Origin of the sequence: Paratractidigestivibacter faecalis (assembly GCF_003416765.1) — a bacterium.
Lineage (GTDB): Bacteria > Actinomycetota > Coriobacteriia > Coriobacteriales > Atopobiaceae > Paratractidigestivibacter > Paratractidigestivibacter faecalis.
The window spans coordinates 671,614-694,013 of sequence record NZ_QSNG01000001.1 but is presented as its reverse complement, the minus strand read 5'-3'; the positions used below and the strand labels follow the sequence as shown (position 1 = coordinate 694,013).

General features: G+C 60.0%; 16 protein-coding genes. 9 read left to right on the top strand and 7 right to left on the bottom strand.

Going from position 1 to position 22,400, the window contains the following annotated elements; all coding sequences use genetic code 11:
• Window positions 1-117 precede the first annotated feature (117 nt).
• From ilvA to ilvC, 5 genes are all read left to right on the top strand, one after another.
• Window positions 118-1,338, top strand: a complete 1,221-nt coding sequence (gene ilvA / locus DXV50_RS02910) for a threonine ammonia-lyase (RefSeq protein WP_117204714.1) — start codon at window positions 118-120, stop codon at window positions 1,336-1,338.
• Between the two features lie 453 nt (window positions 1,339-1,791).
• Entirely contained in the window at window positions 1,792-3,456 is a 1,665-nt protein-coding gene (gene ilvD, locus DXV50_RS02905) for a dihydroxy-acid dehydratase (protein ID WP_117204713.1), read from the top strand.
• Window positions 3,453-5,339 carry a biosynthetic-type acetolactate synthase large subunit gene (gene ilvB, locus DXV50_RS02900; protein ID WP_117204712.1) on the top strand — a complete coding sequence of 629 codons (1,887 nt, stop codon included), beginning with the start codon at window positions 3,453-3,455 and terminating at the stop codon, window positions 5,337-5,339. Before ilvD ends, ilvB begins: the two co-directional genes overlap by 4 nt.
• The gene (gene ilvN, locus DXV50_RS02895) at window positions 5,339-5,821 is read left to right on the top strand and encodes an acetolactate synthase small subunit (RefSeq protein ID WP_117204711.1); all 483 of its coding nucleotides are present in this window, start codon (window positions 5,339-5,341) and stop codon (window positions 5,819-5,821) included. Before ilvB ends, ilvN begins: the two co-directional genes overlap by 1 nt.
• Before the next feature lie 203 nt (window positions 5,822-6,024).
• Entirely contained in the window at window positions 6,025-7,020 is a 996-nt protein-coding gene (ilvC, locus tag DXV50_RS02890; RefSeq protein WP_117204710.1) for a ketol-acid reductoisomerase, read from the top strand.
• 336 nt (window positions 7,021-7,356) lie between these two features.
• On the opposite strand, the gene DXV50_RS02885 is transcribed toward ilvC, so the two are convergent.
• The 4 genes from DXV50_RS02885 to DXV50_RS02870 all read right to left on the bottom strand — a co-directional run bounded on the left by DXV50_RS02885 (window position 7,357) and on the right by DXV50_RS02870 (window position 13,399).
• Window positions 7,357-7,560: a cold-shock protein gene (locus DXV50_RS02885; RefSeq protein WP_117204709.1), complete on the bottom strand. Its 204-nt coding sequence runs from the start codon at window positions 7,558-7,560 to the stop codon at window positions 7,357-7,359.
• Window positions 7,561-7,737: 177 nt separating this feature from the next.
• Entirely contained in the window at window positions 7,738-9,729 is a 1,992-nt protein-coding gene (locus tag DXV50_RS02880) for a DUF4012 domain-containing protein (protein ID WP_117204708.1), read from the bottom strand.
• 71 nt (window positions 9,730-9,800) lie between these two features.
• On the bottom strand, window positions 9,801-12,287 hold the full coding sequence (locus DXV50_RS02875; RefSeq protein WP_117204707.1) for a YfhO family protein: 2,487 nt from the start codon (window positions 12,285-12,287) through the stop codon (window positions 9,801-9,803).
• The gene (locus tag DXV50_RS02870; protein WP_117204706.1) at window positions 12,287-13,399 is read right to left on the bottom strand and encodes a glycosyltransferase; all 1,113 of its coding nucleotides are present in this window, start codon (window positions 13,397-13,399) and stop codon (window positions 12,287-12,289) included. The genes DXV50_RS02875 and DXV50_RS02870 overlap by 1 nt, the downstream gene beginning before the upstream one ends.
• Before the next feature lie 152 nt (window positions 13,400-13,551).
• Here DXV50_RS02870 and DXV50_RS02865 point away from each other — a divergent pair, with 152 nt between their 5' ends.
• From DXV50_RS02865 to DXV50_RS02855, 3 genes are read left to right on the top strand one after another with little or no spacing between them, the layout of a single operon-like run.
• Complete coding sequence (locus DXV50_RS02865; RefSeq protein ID WP_117204705.1) at window positions 13,552-14,781, top strand: nucleotide sugar dehydrogenase; 1,230 nt, start codon at window positions 13,552-13,554, stop codon at window positions 14,779-14,781.
• A gap of 45 nt (window positions 14,782-14,826) precedes the next feature.
• On the top strand, window positions 14,827-16,032 hold the full coding sequence (locus DXV50_RS02860) for a glycosyltransferase family 2 protein (protein WP_117204704.1): 1,206 nt from the start codon (window positions 14,827-14,829) through the stop codon (window positions 16,030-16,032).
• Window positions 16,029-17,141, top strand: coding sequence for a glycosyltransferase (locus DXV50_RS02855; RefSeq protein ID WP_117204703.1), 1,113 nt, complete (start codon window positions 16,029-16,031; stop codon window positions 17,139-17,141). Before DXV50_RS02860 ends, DXV50_RS02855 begins: the two co-directional genes overlap by 4 nt.
• Before the next feature lie 57 nt (window positions 17,142-17,198).
• Here the strand turns inward: DXV50_RS02855 and DXV50_RS09515 are convergent, their stop codons facing one another.
• Window positions 17,199-19,175: a DUF6541 family protein gene (locus DXV50_RS09515; protein WP_332871128.1), complete on the bottom strand. Its 1,977-nt coding sequence runs from the start codon at window positions 19,173-19,175 to the stop codon at window positions 17,199-17,201.
• A gap of 65 nt (window positions 19,176-19,240) precedes the next feature.
• On the bottom strand, window positions 19,241-20,263 hold the full coding sequence (locus DXV50_RS02845; protein WP_117204701.1) for an acyltransferase: 1,023 nt from the start codon (window positions 20,261-20,263) through the stop codon (window positions 19,241-19,243).
• 93 nt (window positions 20,264-20,356) lie between these two features.
• On the opposite strand from DXV50_RS02845, the gene DXV50_RS02840 reads away from it, so the two are divergent.
• On the top strand, window positions 20,357-21,541 hold the full coding sequence (locus DXV50_RS02840; protein ID WP_157966957.1) for a glycosyltransferase family 2 protein: 1,185 nt from the start codon (window positions 20,357-20,359) through the stop codon (window positions 21,539-21,541).
• 105 nt (window positions 21,542-21,646) lie between these two features.
• On the opposite strand, the gene DXV50_RS02835 is transcribed toward DXV50_RS02840, so the two are convergent.
• Window positions 21,647-22,312, bottom strand: coding sequence for a hypothetical protein (locus DXV50_RS02835; protein WP_147556669.1), 666 nt, complete (start codon window positions 22,310-22,312; stop codon window positions 21,647-21,649).
• Window positions 22,313-22,400: the final 88 nt, after the last annotated feature.

Here is a 22,400-nt window from a genome sequence, read left to right as displayed (position 1 = left end):
GTTTCTCCTCTCAAAAAAGGCGAGAAGCGCGTCCAGTCGGGAGCGCGCGTTGTTCTACTATAGGCAAACCACGCACCACAGGCCCGCAGAGACCCTGCGCAGAAACAAAGGATGCCCATGGCAGAGATGCTCACGCTCGAGGCCTTTGAGGAGGCCTCCCTCAAGGTCAAGGAAGTCACCCAGGAGACCAAGCTCATCGAGAGCCCCTACCTCAGCGCCCAGACCGGCAACCGCATGTGGCTCAAGCCCGAGAACATGCAGCGCACCGGCGCCTACAAGCTGCGCGGTGCCTACTACAAGATCTCAAAGCTCAGCCAAGAGGAGCTCGACCGCGGCGTCATCACGGCATCGGCCGGCAACCACGCCCAGGGCGTGGCCTACGCTGCCACCCACGCCGGCGCCCGCTCCGTGGTGGTCATGCCCACCACCACGCCCCTCATCAAGGTGGAGCGCACCAAGGGCTACGGCGCCGAGGTCATCCTCCACGGAGACGTCTTCGACGACGCCAAGAACCGCGCCGTGGAACTTGCCGAGCAGGAGGGGCTGACCTACATCCCGCCCTTCAACGACCTCACCGTGGCAACCGGCCAGGGCACAATCGCCATGGAGATCGTCCAGGAGCTGCCGCTGGTGGACACCATCCTCGTCCCGGTGGGCGGCGGCGGCCTGTCCTGCGGCGTCTCAACCTTCGCCAAGCTGCACAACCCCAAGATCCGCGTCATCGGCGTGGAGCCCTCCGGCGCGGCCTGCCTGCGCGCCTCGCTGGACGCCGGCCATGTGGTCAAGCTCCCCAGCGCCAACACCATCGCGGACGGCACCGCGGTCCTGGAGCCCGGCGACAAGGTCTTCCCCTACCTGCAGCAGAACCTCGACGACGTCATCACTGTGGATGACGACGAGCTCGTGGCCTGCTTCCTGGACATGGTCGAGAACCACAAGATGGTCGTGGAGAACTCCGGCCTTCTCACCGTGGCCGCGGCCAAGCACCTGCCGGCAGAGGGCAAGCGCGTCGTCTCCATCCTCTCCGGCGGCAACATGGACGTCATCACCATGAGCTCCGTCGTGCAGAACGGCCTCATCCAGCGCGGCCGCATCTTCACCGTGAGCGTGCTTCTCCCCGACCGCCCGGGCATGCTCGTGCGCGTGGCAAACGTCATCGCCGAGCAGAACGGCAACGTCATCAAGCTCGAGCACAACCAGTTCGTGAGCACCAACCGCCAGGCCGCGGTGGAGCTTCGCGTGACCATCGAGGCCTACGGCGAGAGCCACAAGGCCCAGATCGTGGGCGCCCTGGACGCCGCGGGCTTCAAGCCGGAAACCGTACAGACCTCGCTCTAAGACGCGCCTCCCTCAGGGCATGCCATTGGGGACGGGGGCGAATGGCACGCCCTGAGCGTGTGCCATTCGCCCCCGTCCCCAATGGCATGCCCGCCCCTCTCCCCTGCCGCTCACCCGCGCAACAAAACCGTTTGCCCGCGGCAACCCGTTCGAAACAGTCCCGCCGTTAACCTACAACCCACTGAGCAAATGCGATGACAGGGAAAGTACGGGCCGCACCCGTCCCACAGCAAGCGGGCACCATGAGAACCCGCGTCGGACGGCCCCGAACACGCCCTCGAGCAGCTCGCGAGAAAGCCCGTGTAAAAGCGGCCACCCCCGTCTCAAGCACGAGCCAGTACCTCGGGCCGGCACCCACCGTCTTGGGCATCGAGCAGCGCGCACCCGCGCCCTTCTCGCATTTCTCACGCCACACGCGCACCGCGCCAACGCAAGAGAAAGGCCAAGAAGAACATGCAGCTGCGAAGCGATGCCATAAAGCGGGGCCTGGCCCGCGCGCCCCACAGAAGCCTCCTGAAGGCCGATGGCCTCACCGACGAGGAGCTCGACCGCCCGCTCGTGGCCGTGGTCTCCGCCCAGAATGAGGTCATCCCGGGTCACCTCCACCTCCAGCAGATCGCCGACGCCGTCAAGGCGGGCGTTCGCATGGCCGGTGGCACCCCGCTGCAGGTCAACACCATCGGCGTGTGCGACGGCATCGCCATGAACCACGAGGGCATGAAGTACTCCCTCACCAGCCGCGAGGTCATCGCCGACTCCGTGGAGTGCGCCATCCAGGGCCACCAGTTCGACGCCATGGTCCTCATCCCCAGCTGCGACAAGATCGTCCCCGGCATGCTCATTGCCGCGTGCCGCCTGAACATCCCCACCGTGCTGGTCTCCGGCGGCCCCATGCTGGCCGGCCGCGGCCGCCACGGCGAGCAGACCGACCTCAACTCCCTCTTTGACGCCGTGGGGCAGGTCACCGCCGGCACCATGACCGAGGAGGAGTGCCACTGGCTCGAGGGCACGGCCTGCCCCACCTGCGGCAGCTGCTCCGGAATGTTCACCGCCAACTCCATCTGTTGCCTCTCCGAGGCCCTGGGCATCGCGCTGCCGGGCAACGGCACCATCCCGGCCGTCTACTCCGAGCGCATCCGCCTGGCCAAGCACGCCGGCATGAAGGTCATGGAGCTCCTGCGCGACGGCACCACCGCGCTCGACATCATCAACGAGAAGAGCATCAGGAACGGCATGGCCCTCGACATGGCCTTCGGCGGCTCCACCAACACCATGCTCCACCTCACGGCCATCGCTCAGGCGGCCGGCTGCCCCGTCAGCATGCAGGACTGGGACGACGTCTGCGCTGCCACGCCCAACATCGTGCGCATCGCCCCGGCGGGCCCGCTCCACATCGAGGACCTCAACGCCGTGGGCGGCGTGGGCGCCATCGTGGGCGAGCTCGGCCGCACCGGCCACCTGGACCTCACGGCCCAGACCTGCCACGGCTCCGTTGCCGACTGGGTGGCCGAGCAGCCGCCCGTGGACGGCGAGGTTGTACGCACCGTGGACAACGCCTACTCCCCCGACGGCGGCCTCAAGGTCCTGCGCGGCAACCTCGCGCCCAACTGCGGCGTGGTCAAGAAGAGCGCGGTCTCCGCAGACATGCGCCAGCACCGCGGCCCGGCCCGCGTCTTTGAGTCCGAGGAGGAGGCCTGCACGGCCATCTTCGGCGGCAAGATAAACACCGGCGACGTCATCGTCATCCGCTACGAGGGCCCCGCGGGCGGCCCCGGCATGAGGGAGATGCTCACCCCCACCTCCGCCATCTGCGGCATGGGGCTCGACAAGTCCTGCGCGCTCATCACCGACGGGCGCTTCTCCGGCGCCACCAAGGGCCCGGCCATCGGGCACGTGAGCCCCGAGGCGGCGGCCGGCGGCCCCATCGCGCTCGTGCAGGAAGGCGACGTCATCTCCATCGACATCGACGCCGGCACGCTCACGCTCGAGGTCTCCGACGAGGAGCTCGCCAGCCGCCGCGCCGCGTGGCAGCCGCCCGCGCCCAAGTACACCACGGGAGTGCTCTCCCGCTACGCAAGGCTCGTTACCAGTGCAGACAAGGGGGCTTACCTCTCATGACGACGCTCGAGGAGAAGATGGCCGTGCGCAAGCTGGCCATCGAGGGCAAGCCGTTCGGTCCCGGCAGCCACACCCCGCACGAGGGCAAGACCATGACCGGTGCCCAGGCCATCATCGCCTCCCTCGAGGCCGAGGGCGTGGACACCATCTTTGGCTACCCCGGCGGCCAGGCCATCAAGATCTACGACGCCCTCTACGACAGCAAGCAGATTCACCACGTGCTGGCCCGCCACGAGCAGGGCGCCACGCACATGGCCGACGGCTACGCCCGCGCCACCGGCAAGGTGGGCGTGGTCCTCGTAACCTCCGGCCCCGGCGCCACCAACACCGTGACCGGCATCGCCACGGCCTACATGGACTCCATCCCCATGGTGGTCATCACCGGCCAGGTCACGCGCGGCGTCATAGGCACGGACAGCTTCCAGGAGTCCGACATCGTGGGCATCACCATGCCCGTGGTCAAGCACAGCTTCCTGCTGCAGTCCACCGACGACCTCACCCGCATGTTCCGCGAGGCCTTCTACATTGCCTCCACCGGCCGCCCTGGCCCCGTCCTCATCGACATTCCGAGCGACCTTTCCGGCGCCGAGATGGTCTTCCACTACCCCGACTCCGTGAGCCTGCCCAGCTACAAGCCCACCTACCGCGGCAACGCGCGCCAGGTCAAGCAGGCCGCCGAGCTCATCCAGAAGGCCGAGCGCCCCCTGCTCTACGCCGGCGGCGGCATCGTGACCAGCCACGCCTGCGCCGAGCTCACCGAGCTTGCCGAGCGCATGCAGATCCCCGTGGTCACCACCCTCATGGGCAAGGGCGCCATGCGCTGCTCCAACCCGCTCAACCTCGGCCCCGTGGGCATGCACGGCTCCAAGTACGCCAACATGGCCGTCACCGAGTGTGACCTTCTCATCGCCGTTGGCGCGCGCTTCTCCGACCGCGTGACCGGCAAGGTCTCCGAGTTCGCGCCGCACGCCAAGGTCATCCACATCGACATCGACCCGGCAGAGATCGGCAAGATCATCAACCCGGTGGTGCCCATCGTGGGCGACGCCAAGGGAGTCCTTGCCGCCATCAACGAGCGCCTGGCCAAGGCCGACGCCCAGCCCATCGACCGCGCCTGGGTGGAGGACGTCTTCAGCTGGCGCGAGCGCTGGCCCTTCTACACCAGCGACTTCTCGGACTACCCCAATGCCATCGCGCCCGAGGTGGTTCTCCACAAGTTGTCCCAGAAGCTGGACCCCGAGGCCTCCGTCGTCACCACCGAGGTCGGCCAGCACCAGATGTGGGCGCACCAGAACATCCACCGCGAGCACGCGCGCACGTTCATCTCGTCCGGCGGCCTGGGCACCATGGGCTTTGGCTTTCCGGCGGCCATCGGCGCCAAGATTGGCTGCCCGGAGTCCGAGGTGGTCTGCGTGGCCGGCGACGGCTCCTTCCAGATGAACTCCCAGGAGATGGCGACCGCCAAGATCAACGACGTGCCGGTCAAGGTGCTCATCATCGACAACCGCGCGCTCGGCATGGTCCACCAGTGGCAGAGCCTCTTCTACAACAAGCGCTACTCCTTCACCGAGCTTGCCGACAACCCCGACTTCGTCAAGCTGGCCGACGCCTACGGCTGGCGCGCCCGCCGCGTGGAGAAGCCCGAGGACGTCGACGACGCGCTCGACGAGATGCTGACCTCAAAGGAGCCGTTCCTCCTGGACGTCATGATCCCGCGCGACCAGACCGTCTATCCGATGGTGGCCCCCGGCGCCCCCATCGACGACATCATCGGCGCGCTCGACGTCACCCTGGGCGGCGTCCGCGTCAGCGAGAAGGGCTTCGGCAAGCCGGCGGACGCCTCCGCCGCGCCCGAGCCCGACGAGAAGGGAGGCGACGAGTGATGCGCCACATCCTCTCCGTCCTGGTGGAGAACAAGTCCGGCGTGCTCTCCCGCGTGACCGGTATGATCTCTCGCCGCGGCTTCAACATCGAGTCCCTCACGGTGGCCCCCACCGAGGACGAGAGCCTCTCTCGCATGACCATCATCGTGGAGGCCGACGAGGTGGGCTTCGAGCAGATCACCAAGCAGCTCCACAAGCTGGTCAGCGTCTACAAGATCTCCGACTTCACCGACGAGGACGCCGTCGAGCGCGAGCTGGTGCTCTTCAAGGTCCAAGCCTCCCCCGAGCGCCGCCATGAGGTCATAGAGATCGCCGATGTCTTCCGCGCCAAGGTGGTCGACGTGGGCAAGAACACGCTCACCATCGAGGCCACCGGCGTCGCCAGCAAGCTGGACGCCATGGAGAACCTCTTCCGCGCCTACGGCATCCGCCAGCTCACGCGCACCGGCATGGTCGCCATGGGCCGCGGCCACGACGCGTAGGCGCTTCTCGCCCCACGGGACATCCGGCGTGCCATTGGGGACGGGGGTGAATGGCACGGGCTTCTCGGCGTAAAGCCAAAACCGCACGACCGTGCCATTCACCCCCGTCCCCAATGGCACGCCAACAATCACGGCAACGCCCGCCGTTCCCGCGGCGGCCTGCATACGGCAACGAACGGCAACAAAGCAAAGGAGCAAGACACATGGCCGTCACCATCTACTACGAGAACGACTGCAAGCCCGAGGTCATCCAGGGCAAGAAGATCGCCATCATCGGCTACGGCTCTCAGGGCCACGCCCACGCGCTGAACCTCATGGACTCCGGCTGCGACGTCCGCGTCGGCCTGCGCGAGGGCTCCGCCTCCGCCAAGAAGGCCGCCGAGGCCGGCCTCAAGGTCGTGGACATGGACACCGCCGCCGAGGAGGCCGACGTCATCATGATCCTGACCCCCGACGAGACCCAGCCCAAGGTCTACGAGGAGCACATCAAGAACCACCTCAAGCCCGGCGACACCCTGGCCTTTGCCCACGGCTTCAACATCCACTACGGCTACATCAAGGCCCCCGAGGACGTCAACGTCATCATGTGCGCCCCCAAGGGCCCCGGCCACATCGTCCGTCGCCAGTACACCGAGGGCTCCGGCGTGCCCGACCTGGCCTGCGTTGCCCAGGACGCCACCGGCGACGCCTGGGATGTCGCCCTGTCCTACTGCTGGGGCGTCGGCGGAGCCCGCTCCGGCATCATCAAGGCGACCTTCGCCCAGGAGACCGAGGAGGATCTCTTCGGCGAGCAAGCCGTCCTGTGCGGCGGCCTGGTCGAGCTGGTCAAGGCTGGCTTTGAGACCCTGACCGAGGCCGGCTACCCGGAGGAGCTCGCCTACTTCGAGTGCTACCACGAGATGAAGATGATCGTCGATCTCATGTACGAGAGCGGCATCCACTTCATGAACTACTCCATCTCCAACACCGCCGAGTACGGCGAGTACTACGCCGGTCCCAAGGTCATCAACGAGCAGTCCCGCGAGGCCATGAAGGAGATCCTGCGCCGCATCCAGAACGGCGAGTTTGCGCAGGAGTTCGTCGACGACTGCAACAACGACCACAAGTGGCTCCTTGAGCAGCGCGAGGCCATCAACTCCCACCCCATCGAGGTCACCGGCGAGAAGATCCGCTCCATGTTCTCCTGGATCAAGAAGTAGGTCACTGGCCCATCTGCCGTCACCAAGGGCGTCCTGTCGCAGGCAGGACGCCCTTTCTTTCGCGCCGGCACACACGAGCCGGTAAATGCGGCCGTTGGCACGGAATCTCTGCCAACGGCCGCATTTCCCGACTGCTTCTTCCCCTTTGCGTGCCAACGACCGCATTTCCCGTCTTTGATGCTCTTGCCCCTCAAATTGGGGACGTGTTCGTTTTCGCGCAAATTTGAACACGTCCCCAATTTGCGCGTCCCCAATTTGCGGGACGGCAGCACCGGACACAAAAAGGGAGGCCCGCATAAGCGGACCCCCCCTCTCAGCTCTTATATGAAGTAGGACTTAGAGCTTGTGGACGTTGGAAGCCTGGAGCTTGCCGTTCTGACCAGTGGTGATCTCGAACTCAACGGCCTGGCCCTCGTCCAGAGTCTTGAAGCCGTCCATCTGAATCTCGGAGTAGTGGACGAACAGGTCGTCGCCATCCTCGCGAGAGATGAAGCCGTAGCCCTTGTCCGGATTGAACCACTTAACAGTACCCTGAGCCATGTCGTGCCTTTCGTTCTTAGCCCCGCAGGGCCAAATTGCTGCGCTCACGCGCGATACCGTGGCGTTGAGCCACAAAGAATATAGTACCCCGAAACCAGTCGCCAAACCACAAGAAACCGCTGACAACCCATTTCGGCCCGTCCGGGGACGGAAAGAGGCCCCTCCCCCGGACGCCTGCTACCTCGCCGCCTGGCAGGTGGGCGTCGTGCGGACGGTGAGCGGCTGATCGCCTGCGGCGGAGGCCGTGGTCACCGTGTACGTGACGGTGGCGTCCGTGCGCGGCAGCAGCTCCAGCACGCCATAGAACACCTGCAGCCCGTTGTGCGCGTGCTCCTCGGGCGCCGTGGAGAAGGCCGCGGAGCCGGAAGTCGAAACGTCGCTGATGGTGCCGCCAGCCGGCGCGTAAAGAAGCACCGTGAGCCTCTCGTCGTTCCAGTCGGAGGCCTGGCGCCCGACGCCGGCCACGTACAGCGGCAGAGACTCCTCTTCCTCCTCGCTCATGACGGAAGAGAGCGTCACCGTCACCGGGTAGGACCAGCTGCCGTCGGAGTTGCGCTTGCCAGTGCCCACGGTGACGTCCTTGTTGAGGAACCAGTCAAGCTTGGAGCCACGGATGTTGTTGACAAAGACGCCAGCCACGGGTGCGGCGGAGGTGTCGCTGACATCCGGCAGCGCGGCTGCGAGGCCAAGCTCCTTGATGACATTCTCCTCGTCGGGGTTCTCCATCCAGGCGATGAAGCGGCCCTCCTCGCAGCCCCTCTGAACCGCGGCGCTCAGCTGCGCCAGGTCGGCGCTGCCAAGGCCGCCCAGGACCTTGTCAAACGCCGCGCCGGCAGCGGCCGCAAAGATGGCGTCCTGCGTGGACGGGTCGTAGTTCCAGTAGACGTCGTGCATGAGCACGCGCGCCGCGTTGGTGCCGTCGATGGAGCTGCCGTCAGGAAGCTCGACGCCGCCCACGACGCCCAGCAGGTACTGCAGGAAGACCGGGTCAAGCGCTACCACACCGTCCAGGTGCTGGCCGTACTTGATCTCCCACATCTGTGAGAGGAGCCCGGCCGCGCGCGGGAAGTCCGGCGTGAAGAGCGTGTCGCCGGAGTCCGAGCCCATCTCGTGCGTGGCCTGGTTGAAGAGGACCTCCTCTTCCTCGGTCACGGGCAGCGCGTTCTCGATGCCCAGGGACATCTTGGGCTGGAAGTCGCCGATCTCGAGCTTGCCGTCGGTGACGGAGATGACGCCCTGGCTGCCGCCGTAGCCGCCGTTGGCGCGGATCTCTACGTTGTTCTCGGCAACCACGAGGTAGTTGCGGGTCTGGCCCTCCGCGCCGAGCATCTGGGGCAGCACGGGCGCCACGCCCTTGGCGGTATCCACCGCGCCGGCAAGGGCAGAGAAGCCACCCTTGGCCTTGCTCACCAGGTCGCTCACCTCGGAGATGCTGGTCGGGCCGATGGCCTGGACCTTCTGGTTGGCGGTCTGCACGGCAGGGGCCGCCTCAGAGAACGTGTCCGCCACGGCCTGCAGCGCAGAGACGTTGACCGTGCCGTCGGAGAGGAGCTTGCCCGGAGTCACGTTCTGGAGGGCGTCCGCCAGGGGCAGCAGCGCAGACTCCGAGACGTCGGAGAGCGCGCCCACCAGCGTGCGGGCGGCGCTCACGTCCCCGCCGTAGACGGGCACAAAGGAGGCCACGGTCCACAGGGGGCCGCTGGTCTGGTCGTTGATGTTGTCGCACAGCGCGTCAAGCTCGCGCAGGTCGGACGAGACGGACGCAAAGTCGCCCTCCTTGACCGAGTCCACCGCGGAGGAGGCAAGGCTCATGGCGGTCTTGGCCTGGTCCTTCACGGACTTTGCCTGGTTGTAGAGCGTAAAGCCGCAGACGCCCCCCGCGGCGAGAAGCGCCACCAGCAGCACGCCTGCAACAATGCCCACCGTGCGGCCACGGTGGCGGCGACGCTTCTTGACGCGGCGGACGGGCTCCTGCGGCTGGGGGTCGTACCCGTAGACGCCGTCAAAGCCATAGCCATCGCCACCAGCGGCGGGACCGGAGGCCGTGACGTCGGCGTCGTCGTCCCAGCTGCGGCGGTGCGGCGCCGTGGTCTGCGCGGGCAGGGGCTCAAAGCGGCCCGTTGACTCGCGGCCCGCATCCCCCTCGGGGGTCTTGAAGTGCTTAGCCATCAACGCTCCTCACGTTCGATAAAAACTAAAAGCACGCTACCACAAGACGGACCCCGGGGGCCAAACTCCCCCTAACCCCTAGACCTGCGCCGCCGCCAGAGTGCCCATGCGCAGAGCCCAGCCGCGCCGACCGCGCTCACCGCGCACCCAGGCACAAGCCCAGGCGAGACAAACGTCATCTCAAAGCTGTTCTGGCCCGCTGTGACCGGCACCAGCGTGAGAGCGTTGCCAAACGCGCCACGGGTCTCCACCTGCGCCCCGTTGACCGTCACGGTCCAGCCGGCCTCATGCGGCACGGAGACCATGAGCCAGCCATCGGAGTCAGCCGTCACGGTCCCGCTGATGTCAGAGCCGGAGAAGGAGTCAAACGTTGCCTGTCCGCCGCCAAGCTCGGACGTGACCTGCTGCAGGACGGCGAGGTCAAGGCAGTAGAACGTGCGTGACGCGTCCTCCAGCGGCACGGCCACCTTGGAGTCAATGCCCGTCATGATGACGCGGTGCACGCCCGGGACCTCGCCCTCAACCTGCGCAAACGGGCGCAGCGTCTGCTGGAAGCGCCAACCCTCCTGCTGGCTCACGCCGTCCACGTCAAGCATGACGCCGTCGACGTAGCCCGTCGGCACGTCTGCGTACGCATACCCCAGGCAGCCGGCAGGCACCGTGACGTCCCACGCGCGGGCGCCCTCCCCGGCCTCGACCACCTCGGCTTCCACGGGCCTGAACAGCTCCACGTCATGCCCCACCAGCGCACTCGCCAGCTGGTTTTGCCGCTCGAAAGGGTTACCCCCGTCAAGCGACGCGTCCGCCGCATCGCCAGAGACCAGGTACCCCAACCCGAGCGCATAGGGGTTCTCGTAGGTTCCGGCGCCGCTCACCTGAGCAACGTCGCCAAGCAGGCGCTCCCCCGCCGCTGCCAGCGGAGAGCACACGTACCTCACGCCCAGCAGCGCGTCAGACGCCAGGAGGGGCTGCGCATACCGGACGGAGATCTGTCTGGGCCTGCTGTACCCAAGGGCGCTCAGGAAGTCCAGCGCGTCCTGATTGTGCGCGGAGGAGTACGACGAGAGACCCATGTACTCGTGACACATCTCGTCGTTCAGCGCCGCAAAGCCGGCGCGTGTGAACGTGCGGTCCGCGCGCCAGGTGCCGTCATCGCGATCCTTGAGGTCAGAGACCTGCTGCGCTGCCTGGGCCGCATAGTCGTCGTGGTACTCCTGGGAGTAGCCGCAGTAGAGCGTTCTCCACGCCAGCGCCGCACCCAGGGTCAGGTCAACCACGGCAAGCGCGCAGACGGCCCCCAACGCCATGCGAGACCCCAGGACCCCCGCCAGGCGAGAACTGCCGCCAGCAGCGACCTCCTCCGCCCAGAGCCACCCCGCAGCCCACATCAGCACCGGGGCCACAAAGACGCACACGCGGGAGTAGAACCCCGTGGGCGCGCGGAAGCCGCACCAGATGGCCTGCAGAGGCGTCAGCAGGATGCTCGCCATCATGACGGCTACCAGCATCCCAAGGCCCCGCTTGGCACGCGCCGGCACCCGGCCAGACACAAAGAAGCCCAGGAAGCAGCCCATGAGAAGCACGCCGCAGTAGAACTGTGGAACCGGCCTCAGGCGGTCGTAGAGCGCCGGGACGAAGCCGCGCACAAAACAGCCGGGCTTTGTGGTGAAGAGCTTCATGGCCACCCCAAGCGGGGAGTCCGCCCCCAGGATGGACTGGATGATGCCCAAAAGGCTCGTCTCCTCCACGCCGCCGCTCTCCAGCATGGCCATGACCGTGGGCACGAAGGTCCATGCGCAGAGCACCAGCGCCAAAAGCATGGGGTGGGCAAACTTCAGGGCAAGCCTCCAGAGCGGCACGCGCTCGCCAGATTCGTCACGGCATCCCGCACACCACCACTCCAGGATGGCCACCAGGATGAGGAAGAGCACCGTCATGTACGCCGTGTACCAGCAGCAGACCACGTCCGCAGCCGCGAGCAGGCACAGCGGCAGCCATCGCCCGCGGCGCACCAGCTCCCACACGGCCCACATGAGCAGCGGCAGAAGGATGAGCGCATCCAGCCACATGGGGTTGCGCAGGTTGGTTGCCGTCCACAGGCACCAGGTGTACCCCAGAGCCAGCACGCCCGACCACCCGCGGCCCACGCCAAAGCGCCGCCGCAGGTAGAACATGGCGGCTAGCTGCATGCACCCCAGCTTGAGCGCGTCCGCCACAAAGACGAAGAGCGTCAGGTGCTCCTGGTCAAACAGCAGCAGGAGCAGGTTGAAGGGGCTCGCCAGGTAGTAGCTGTAGAGGCCCCACGTGTTGGCTCCCAGCCCGCACGCAGTGGAGTAGAAGACCGACTCCCGCCCGGCAAGCACCCGCTTGAACCAGGCAAAGAAGTCCACGTACTGAAAGACCAGGTCCTCCGCAAGGAAGGACTGCGCGCCAAACGGATACACCCCACGCACGGCGGCCACGACGCACAGCATGGCAATGGGCACAACAAACCAGGCGCCCCAGAAGACCAGGGCTCCCAGCTTGGAGGAACGGAGATGCTCGGAACTCTCCCCCACTAGATGTCCTTGCGCTCGGTGGGCCTCAGCACGCGGCCGGCACGCTTGACCACGCGGCCAAGGCCATCGTTCTTGAGGGTATGCACCGTCTCGCCAGAGAGGTGCCTAACCCAGGGGCCTATCGGGAACCTCGGCACCTCAAGGCCGCGCTCCTCAAAGAAGAAGCGCTTGCGGTGCGGAGCCACGTTGCGCATGGCCTTGACCAGCTCGGAGTCCATCATGCCAAAGACCTCGCGCGTCTTGGCCTTGACCACCGGGTTGTCCCACCCGTCGTCGTGGATGGCGCCAAAGGTGTAGTTGAAGGCGCGCACGTAGTGGGCGGCAATGATGCGCTCGTCCGTGACGCCCAGGCGCTCCAGGACGTGCATCATGTCAATCCAGCGATCAAAGGGACGGGCCACCGCCTCGTCCGTGGCGTGGTGGAGCGTGGAGCCCGGAAGGTCGCAGCGGTAGTTGTAGTAGGGCTTGTCCAGGTAGACGATGGCCTTTGCCTGGCAGAGCGTCTCCACCAGGAAGGGGTTGTCCGCCCAGCCGGCACCGGGGAACGGGATGAACTTGATCCGGTTCTGCCGCAGGAAGTCCGTGCGGTAGATGGCAGACCAGATGGACGGGTGAAGCTCCATGAGCACAGGGTTCTGCGCAATGGAGAAGGGCGTGGCGGAGGTCTTCACGCGTCCGCACATGTCGCTCTTGCGGGCGTACTGGGTGGAGGGGCAGTCCCACTCGCAGATGTCTATCCAGGGCGTCTTGACGATGTCCACCGACTGCGAGAAGCGCCCGGTAAAGGCCAGCATGTCCTCGTACATGGTGGGGGCGATCCAGTCGTCCGGCTCGACGATGGAGACCCACTGGCCATGAGCCATCTCAAGTCCGCGGTTGCACGTGGCGCCATATCCCTCGTTGGGCTTGTCCACCACAACGATGCGCGAATCCCTGGCGGCATAGTTCTGGATGATGGCCAGCGAGGCGTCCTTGCTGCCATCATTGATGCAGATGACCTCAAGCTCCCGGTGCGTCTGCGCCAGGATGCTCTCCAGGCACTCCGCAAGGTACTTCTGCACGTTGCAGATGGGGACTATGACGGATACGAGGGTGGTGGGATCGCTGGACATGTACAAGTACCTCCGGATACATAGCATGGCGCCAGGCAAGCTCGAGAAGCGCAAGCGCATCTATAGTTCTGGTAGCGTTGGGGGCGGCAATTATCGCAAGAACCAACCCTGCTAAACTCATTATTGCAATAAATGAGTCTCAAGGAGTGTGCATGGTCTCTTCTTCGTCAAAGCACCCCGTCTTCGCCGTGGCGGGAACGGGCTACGTGGGCCTTTCCCTCGCCTGCCTCCTCAGCGCCATTGGCGAAGTCAGAGCTCTGGACATCGTTCCAGAGAAGGTAGACGCAATCAACCGCGGCGTTTCCCCAATTGGTGACGAGAAGATCATGGCGGTCCTCTCTCTCAAGCCCGACTCGCTGACCGCAACGCTTAGCGCAGAAGAGGCCTATAAGGACTGCGACTACGTCATCATCGCCACGCCCACAAACTATGACCCCGAGAAGAACACCTTTGACACTTCTTCCATCGAAGCCGTCCTCCAAAACCTTGTGGACCTTGGGTCCTCGGCATGCGTTGTTGTCAAGTCGACCGTTCCCGTTGGTTATACCAGCAGAATCTCTGAGCAATATGCGGAACTTGACATCATTTTCTCACCCGAGTTCCTCCGCGAGGGCCACGCTCTTGAGGACAACCTGAGGCCTTCCAGGGTCATTGTCGGAGTTCCATCGGCAACGACTGGGAAGCAGGCTCGTCTCCACGTCAGGGCCAAAGACTTTGCCGATGCGCTCATCGAAGGAGCCGATGAAAAGGTCCGCGATTCCATTCCCGTATTGATAATGGGATCAACGGAGGCCGAGGCAATCAAGCTGTTCTCCAACTCCTACCTCGCGCTGAGGGTCTCCTTCTTCAATGAGCTCGACACGTATGCGCAGGCAAACGGCCTGAATACCAGCGAAATCATTCGCGGCGTGTCATTGGACAGTCGCATTGGAGACTTCTACAACAACCCGAGCTTTGGTTACGGAGGCTACTGTCTCCCGAAGGATTCAAAACAGCTGCTTGCCAACTATGGCAACGTTCCCCAGAACCTCATAAAGGCCATTGTTGACTCCAACGAGACGAGAAAGGATTTCATCGCGCAAACGGTGGAAGACGCACGGCCGAGGAGGGTTGGCATATATCGCCTGGTCATGAAGAGTGGAAGCGACAACTTCCGAGAAAGCTCCATTCAGGGAATTATCAACCGGCTAGCAAGGCGAGACGTTGAGATGCTTATCTATGAGCCCCGATGCAAAGACTCCGAGTATCTGGGGGTCAGGGTGACGCAGGACATAGGCACGCTCAAAGAGTCCTGCGACCTCATCCTTGCCAATCGCATGTCCCCCGAACTTTTGGACGTTAAGCAGAAGGTCTATACGAGGGATTTGTGGCAACGAGACTAGTCGCTCTCATCGCAAAATCAATCCCAGCAGCTAATAGGAGTTTTAATGCCGGAAATCAGCATAATCATCCCCGTCTACAATGCCTCGGGCTTCATTTGCGAGACCTTGGATAGTCTGATTAACCAGTCTTTCTCGAACTTCGAGCTTATCTGTGTCGATGACGGATCATCCGATGAGACCCCGCAAATCCTCGAAGCCTATGCCAAGAAGGACCCTAGGGTGATTATCCTTCGACAGGACAACATGGGCCCCGGCGCAGCCCGTAACATAGGTCTCGATAACGCAAGGGGCACCTACGTATGCATGCTTGATGCAGACGACCTATACGACGGACACATGCTTGAGGTCATGCACACCCGCTCTCTGGAAACCAATGCCGACGTCGTTATTTGCAGATGCGAGATGTTCGACGACCGGACCGGAGAAAGCCTTGATGCCGAGTGGACAGTTAAGGACAACCAGCTGCCCGCAGAGAACACATTCACGCCCACGGACATCCAGGACTTCATTTTCACGGCATTCATGGGATGGCCCTGGGACAAGCTGTACAAGCGCGCATTCGTCGAAGAGAACGCCCTACGTTATCCCTCGCTCCAAAACAGCGAGGACCTTTACTTCGTCTTCCTCGCAAACGCCAAGGCAAACCTGATCAGCATCGTTGACCAGCGTCTCGTAAAACATCGAATGAACCGGAGCGATTCCGTCTCCACATCCAGGTCAAAGGCCCCCCTGGACTTCTACAGGAGCAGCTGCCTCCTGAAGAAGGCTCTCAAAGAAGATCCGATGCTTTACTCCAAGTTCTCTTGGTCCTTTTTCAACTGGGCCTTCGAGTACATGATTTGGAACATCAACACCATGACGGACGCCACGGCGCGCAAGTTGCAACTCAAAGCTCTGGGCAACGGTGACTTCGCTGAGCTAGAGCTAAACCACCATGCCGGAGCGTTCTTTGCGCTCAATCCCGTCCTATACGACGAGTATCTGGACCTCCTATGCGAGGCAAACGACCTGCCCAAGAACAAGGTGGAGCGGCAGTCGTTCTTAAACCGACTCGGCTGGTTCCTGCTCAGGGTGGATGAGCTCGGTTTTGGCAAGGCCATTAAGGTTTTCCTTGGCAATAAACTAGGTAGCGACAGCGCAGACCAAAATGAGAGTTCCAAACCAAAAATCGTACGTTCAAGCGACTATTTGATTTCAGACCGGCAAGCCCTCTTGCGTCACCTTGATCAGATGAATGGAGAGTCCAAGTGACAGATCAGCCCAAGGTTTCCGTAGTCATGCCCATATACAACGCCGAGCCCTTCCTTAGGCAAGCACTTGACAGCGTTGTGGGGCAGACCCTCAAAGATATTGAGATTGTATGCGTTAACGATGGCTCCAAGGATTCATCTCTGTCCATCCTGGAGGAGTATGCGGCAAGGGATGGCCGCATCAAGATCATCGATGGCCCAAACGGTGGCTACGGTCACGCAATGAACACCGGCATGGCCTCCGCAACTGGCGAGTACATTGGCATTCTCGAGCCCGACGACTACCTGATTTCCGATATGTACGAGACCCTTTACGTCAAGGCCAAGGAGAACAGCCTGGATTTCGTAAGGTCAAACTACAACAGGTTTACGACCGATCAGAACGGAGTCAAGTCTCTCGAGGAGGTCAAGATTGCCTCCAAAACGGAGTACTACGACGCAGTGCTCAACCCGCAAGACAACCTCGACCTCTTTAATGTCCGTATGGAGAACTGGACTGGTATCTATAATGCCGACTTTGTCCGTTCCAACAACATTAAGTTCAACGAGAGTCCCGGAGCTGCGTTCCAGGACAACGGGTTCTGGTTCCAGTCTTATTGCTGGGCAACCAGAATTGCGCTCATTGATCGCCCCTTCTACTGCTACAGAGTTGACAACGCTGCTTCCTCGATCAACCAGCCCAACAAGGTCTTCACCATGCTGGATGAGTACAAGTGGATTCAGTCTTGGCTTGAGGGCCAGTCGACTCTCTACGAGAAGTTCGTCGGCATCTTTGAGTACAAGAAGATTCACAACTGCATGTTTGCCTACAGCAGGCTCGCGGCTGAGTACCAGCTGCCCTTCCTCGAGAGGTACGCCAAGGAGTATCGCGAGGCTTTCCAAAAGAAGCAGGTCGACGAGACCCTCTTCTTCCCTGATGAGCTAGACACCCTGAAGCGCATCGTCGCTAACCCCAAGGAGTATCTGGACGAGTCCAGAAAGAAGGATGAATGGGAAGCCGGTTACCAAGCCGCTAAGTCTAAGGGTACGTTGGCTCTCTTCGCCTTCCACGCAAAGAACGATGGCATTGGCGGGGCACTGAAGCGGACTCTGAAGCACTTCACTAAATAGAACCAACCGAGGGGGCATCCGACAAATCGGATGCCCCCTCGGTTTTACCTTCCAACCTTACTCGGTATCAAGAATCTTATACAACCTGATATCGTCGACGCTGGCGATCAGCTCAAACCCAGGAGTATTCTCGTCAATGGCATTGATGCCATCCCATTCATCAAAGTTATTAGTGACGTAGGTAATCCGATATTCAGCCGAAGAGTCGCCACTGTCCAACTGCAAGACGTACTTAGCTCCAATTGAGCGAACAGTGCTTTGTACCTCAGGATTCAACGAATACTCGTTCAACTTGGTGCGGACCAGGTAGCTCGCTTCGGTTTCTGTTTCAGGAGAAGGCGTGTAGCAGTTTCGGTAGTACATGTTCAAGCCATATACCGAGTAACCGAAGATACTTCCGTCTTCTGGATTGTTCAGTATCAAGCTGTCACCGCACTCGCCAGCAACCGTTTCTCGGCAAAACGCCTCTTCAATTGGGCTCAGAACATCATAATAGATTAAGTCTTTATCATTTTGATTGGCAAGTTCGGTAACCTCGTATCCAAAAGCGGTCGTTAGAGAGCGACCGTGACCAAATGGAATAGAGGGGACAAATACTGCAAGAGCAAACAGCAAAGTCGACATTCCAATCGCTAGCGTCTTCGCCCAAGGAGACATGGCGTCAATCCGCGAGATGTTGAACATACAGACGCACGCTTTAACACCCAAGCAAGCAAGCACCGAAGCCATAAAGGCGACCATCGCGCCGGTGCGGTTGTAGTCCGTATACCAAAAACCTGAAAGCAAATGCTTCAGAAGACCGTCAGACCCCGCGTCAACCACGTAAATTGCGATGACAATTACATAGCTAATTGCAACCCAGCGATGTTCTCCTCGACCAAGTATCCAAGCAAGACCGAAAAATGAGAGCAGGGGAATTAACACCTGAATTGGGTGATTCGCAACGCCAAGAAATGCGGCATGCCTCAGCGCAGAAAGGGGTGAAGAGATTGCTGACCACCCCGTTGCAACGACTCCGCTAACGAAGGGCATGTTGTATACACCAAACCATACTCCGACAATCAAGGCGACTGAAATGAGCGGAACGGCCCATTTTGCCACGTTTCTCGAAGCACCCATGACTGATGCATAGCGACTGGCAAACACGACAATGTAGGGAGCAAGAATTACTCCGTAGGAGAATACGGCATTGGGGTGAGCGAGAGCCATTCCAACAATGTAAATGACCACAAGCGGAAGTCGCAGCCAAACTATTTTAGCTGAGCTACCGTCCTCAGATTTAAAAGAGCCTACGAATAGAGTTATCCCCGCAGGTATCAAAGAAAATCCCAACAAGTTCGGATACAAGGGACCAAACGTCATAAGTCCCCAGGTGGCCGCTGGAACTCCAACGCATATAACGCCAGCCATGGCGCAAGGTAGCTTTCCCCTTACCCCAAGAACCCTAATGAGCGAGAAGAAACCGAGCGAATAAACCAGTCCTATTACAAAAAAGTTCACCACATTCTCTGACATTGAAACCGGGATGTTGAGAGCAGAGACAGCCGATGCGCATAGCAGGTGCCAAGCGGAGGGATAAAAGGAACCAGAAGATAAGATGGGAGCAATGTCAGAAGAGGCGTAGTAGCTATTTGCGAATGGAGACCAGTCGCCAGAATTAATAAAGGTCCGAATCGTCGCCATATGAGAAACGTTATCCCAGGCCTGGTAATACGAGTCAAGGCCATCTAACCCTGTGTAAAACACGTAGATGGCTAGCACCAGGACGGGGATTGCAAAACAGAGTAAGTCACTCACCCGAAAGGAGTCAGACTCACTCGTAAGGCGCCTTAGTGGCCGAGTCGCAACAAAAATAAGTATTGCCATTAATATGATCGGAAGGCATAGCGTAAAAAAAGACGCCGGGATTGACAGCCTGGAATAAAGAATCGCCATGACAGACAGAAGAAATATAGAGAGTCCAGGGGCAACGCAGGCAGAATCCAATGGCGGAAGGCTAAGGAGTCGACCCACGGAGTAGCCCGGAACGACCATAATGGTCAATAACAGCGCGATTGAAATCATGAATTGAATTTTCATATCAGAGAAGCTCCAGGGAGTTAGGGAATAATTGCCTTAACAAGAGGCACCTTCTTTAGCAGAAACACAGTCAGCACGCAGGCGGTGTAGAGAACCAACACCCCCACTGTTCTTAGCGCAACGGACTGCATGGGGACGTTCATTAGTCCCAATACGACATGATCAAGAATGGGCTTGTGAATAAGGTAAACCCCGAAGCTGCACGCAGACAGCTCAGGCAAGACCGTTATTACACGTCCTTGAAGCCGCGATAGATTCAGGTTCTTAAAGAAGAGAAAGACAGCTACGGCCTGAAGAACCGCCGGGAAGGCAGAGTAGTTAAAGAAGAGTCTGTCTACAGCACCAATGGACTCAGACATGCCGGCCGTGTAGACAAACCTAAAGACGGTTCCCAGTATGCCCAACGCGTAGAACGTTCTTGTAGTCTTGTCGTCTAAATCAGTCGAAGCGAGCAGGTACCCCAGCCCGACATATAGAAGCATGCCCCCAAAGGAGGGAATGGAGATTGCCCCATTCCAATTAACCCCCCCCAGTTGGCAGAGATAGGGCAGAACGCTCACCAATGCAAACGAGACCATAACACCGTAGAGGATGACTTTCTTATTGTCAGCCAAGAGGGAAATCATCGGAAGCGCGAGGTAAAGGGAAAAGAGCGGGAAGAAAAACCAGTACACCTGTTCAATCTGGTTGTTAAGCATCATATTTAAGAAGGTACGAATGCCCAGGTGGGCTCCACCAAGAGGGACAGATACAACCAGGAACAGAATCAGACTCCAGGCAAAAAAGGGAATGACAGTCCTCTTAACTCGTTTCTCAATAAAGGTGCGGGTGTCGTACCTCTCCCGATAGCACATAAGAGTGGCACCAGTCAGCATAAAGAAGATGGGGACAGCCCAGTAGAAGACAGTCTCTATCGCCATAGCGAGCAGCCAGTTCTTACCAGGCTGCCATGTATGCACCATTTGATTGCAGTGAAGAGCAACGACCGCGATACAGGCGGCAACGTTCAACAAGTCAAAATACACAACACGTTTTGTAGACATTGGGTCCCAATCAATAGCCTAAGCCATTACACTTTCCAATAAGAATTCTAGCCGATTGCGGCCTTTGGCTTAATTGGAGGACCCATGCCTCTGGTGTCTGTCATCATTCCCTCGTACAATGCCGAGAGCTACATCGAAGAGTGCGTCAACAGCGTCCTGAGTCAAAGCCTTAAAGACTTTGAGCTGATTGTTGTTGATGACGGATCAACAGACTCCACGGTCAACCTGATAAAGACTTTCCAAGACAATAGGTTGAGCCTCATTGAGGCCCCTCACTCAAATGCTGGCAGGGCCCGCAATCTCGGAATGTACAAGGCAACTGGAGACTATCTCTATTTCCTTGATGCGGATGACTTCATTAGCGAAGACTGCTTGCTTAAGCTCACGGAATGTGCTAAAGAGTCAAATGCCGATGTCGTCATTTGCAAGTCGCATTACCTAGACGACAAGACAAAGGAAACCAGCCCGCTGACCTTTTCGATGATTGACGTCGAGACTAATAAGGTCCTAGCTGGCGACGCACTCCCCCATAAGCCCTTTCAGTCATTCGTCGGCTGGCCTTGGGACAAGCTGTTTAGGAGAGATTTCGTCGATGGACTTGGCATAGCCTTCCAAGAGCAGCGCACTTCCAACGATGCGCTATTCGTATTTGTGGCGCTAGCCAAGGCCGCGAGGCTTTACTGTACGAACGATGACCTGGTCACCCACAGGACAAACAATGTTGCATCTCTTGAGCACACGCGCTCTAAGAGCTGGCGTTGTGCCCTATCTGCCATGGAAGCCATCGGTTCTTATCTCAAGAACAACGAGGTGTCTCCGTCAGTCTGGAAGTCCTATTGCAACTGGGTCGCCCATTTCTCTCGTTGGAATATGGCTTCGCTGGACTCAGATGCTTTATCTCCCGATGTGGCAGATGCATTCTTTGAGTTAATCGGGAAGAACACTCTTCCCGCATCCGACTACTACAACCCCGTTGACGCCGACTTTGCTGCACTTGCTCACGCGACTAATAGCGAGATTCAAGCAGCCTATGTAAAGCTGTGGGCAGAGGAAGAGCGAAAGATAGCCGAGCTTGTCGGGCACATCAATAAGCTCGAATCCGAGAAGACTACTTTGGCTGACAGTCTAAGGATGGCAGAGGACCGAAACAGCAAGAACGCGGCGACGGTCGAAGACCTGGCAACAGAGATCAAAGCCGTCAGAAACTCACATTCCTACAAACTTGGCAACAAGTTGCTGGCTCCTCTGTCATTCATGAAACAACGTCTGAGTCTTTAACTTCAGTGGCTACCGCTGGCGTATCGCAATCTCAGACCGCATCTTGAACAGCCTCAGGTCAGAGCTCAACATCTGTCAAGGAAATTAGTCGCTTTCCCCAAATTACTAAGAGGTCTCCCCAGAGGCTTTAACACACGAATATAACAGGGCTGCCATTTCAGTAAAATCATAAACATGGGTTCCTTCGTTTTCAGTTGTCCCCCACGTCTGACCACCATACTGGAGCCACCCCTCTGATAGGAGACCAATTGCTTCGGCATCCTCCAATTCCACAGGGCCATCTCCATGCCTCTTAATAAGAAAATTCAAATCATCGTACATGCTTGACTCAACCATAAGAGCAAGACGCCTGTAGCTCTTGTGATCAAGGACACCCGACACACGAGCAGCAAAAACACTTGCGAGGATGTCAAGCTTCTCTTCTTCCTCGATTTTATTAAGAACGTTCAGAAGAAACACGTGCTCTCTCTGGGAAGTTAACTTCTCGATGTTCGTCACATATTTCTCTGATTCCTCTTTGGTTAAAGATTGAAGTCCCCTACAAAATCGTTCGATTTTTCGCATAAATAGCATGTCAGGAATCGACATTACCGTCTTTATAATTTTGATAGTTGCACCGCTGAGCGTCAGCCCCGGGACACTTTCTCCCCTCAGGCCCGCTGACACGCAGTCCCATAGATATTCAACGATAGAGCTTGCGAACTCAACAATCTGTTGGCCACTAAGTGTTGTTTCACACCGTACAGCATTTGGCTCGATAGGTTCATCCATCTTAACCTCCTTTGAGGGTCTAAGTGATCTTGAGCGCGCCAGGCCACCGCCACATTAGGCTTGAAGCGCCCCTAGGCTTTCTCGGCTT

Excerpts from the sequence above, each read along its gene's own strand:
- ilvC (WP_117204710.1), top strand. The coding sequence starts at position 6,025 with ATGGCCGTCACCATCTACTACGAGAACGACTGCAAGCCCGAGGTCATC.
- DXV50_RS02845 (WP_117204701.1), bottom strand. The coding sequence starts at position 20,263 with ATGTCTACAAAACGTGTTGTGTATTTTGACTTGTTGAACGTTGCCGCC.
- ilvA (WP_117204714.1), top strand. The coding sequence starts at position 118 with ATGGCAGAGATGCTCACGCTCGAGGCCTTTGAGGAGGCCTCCCTCAAG.
- DXV50_RS09515 (WP_332871128.1), bottom strand. The coding sequence starts at position 19,175 with ATGGTCGTTCCGGGCTACTCCGTGGGTCGACTCCTTAGCCTTCCGCCA.
- DXV50_RS02860 (WP_117204704.1), top strand. The coding sequence starts at position 14,827 with ATGCCGGAAATCAGCATAATCATCCCCGTCTACAATGCCTCGGGCTTC.
- ilvD (WP_117204713.1), top strand. The coding sequence starts at position 1,792 with ATGCAGCTGCGAAGCGATGCCATAAAGCGGGGCCTGGCCCGCGCGCCC.
- DXV50_RS02880 (WP_117204708.1), bottom strand. The coding sequence starts at position 9,729 with ATGGCTAAGCACTTCAAGACCCCCGAGGGGGATGCGGGCCGCGAGTCA.
- DXV50_RS02865 (WP_117204705.1), top strand. The coding sequence starts at position 13,552 with ATGGTCTCTTCTTCGTCAAAGCACCCCGTCTTCGCCGTGGCGGGAACG.
- ilvN (WP_117204711.1), top strand. The coding sequence starts at position 5,339 with ATGCGCCACATCCTCTCCGTCCTGGTGGAGAACAAGTCCGGCGTGCTC.
- ilvB (WP_117204712.1), top strand. The coding sequence starts at position 3,453 with ATGACGACGCTCGAGGAGAAGATGGCCGTGCGCAAGCTGGCCATCGAG.
- DXV50_RS02885 (WP_117204709.1), bottom strand. The coding sequence starts at position 7,560 with ATGGCTCAGGGTACTGTTAAGTGGTTCAATCCGGACAAGGGCTACGGC.
- DXV50_RS02835 (WP_147556669.1), bottom strand. The coding sequence starts at position 22,312 with ATGGATGAACCTATCGAGCCAAATGCTGTACGGTGTGAAACAACACTT.
- DXV50_RS02870 (WP_117204706.1), bottom strand. The coding sequence starts at position 13,399 with ATGTCCAGCGATCCCACCACCCTCGTATCCGTCATAGTCCCCATCTGC.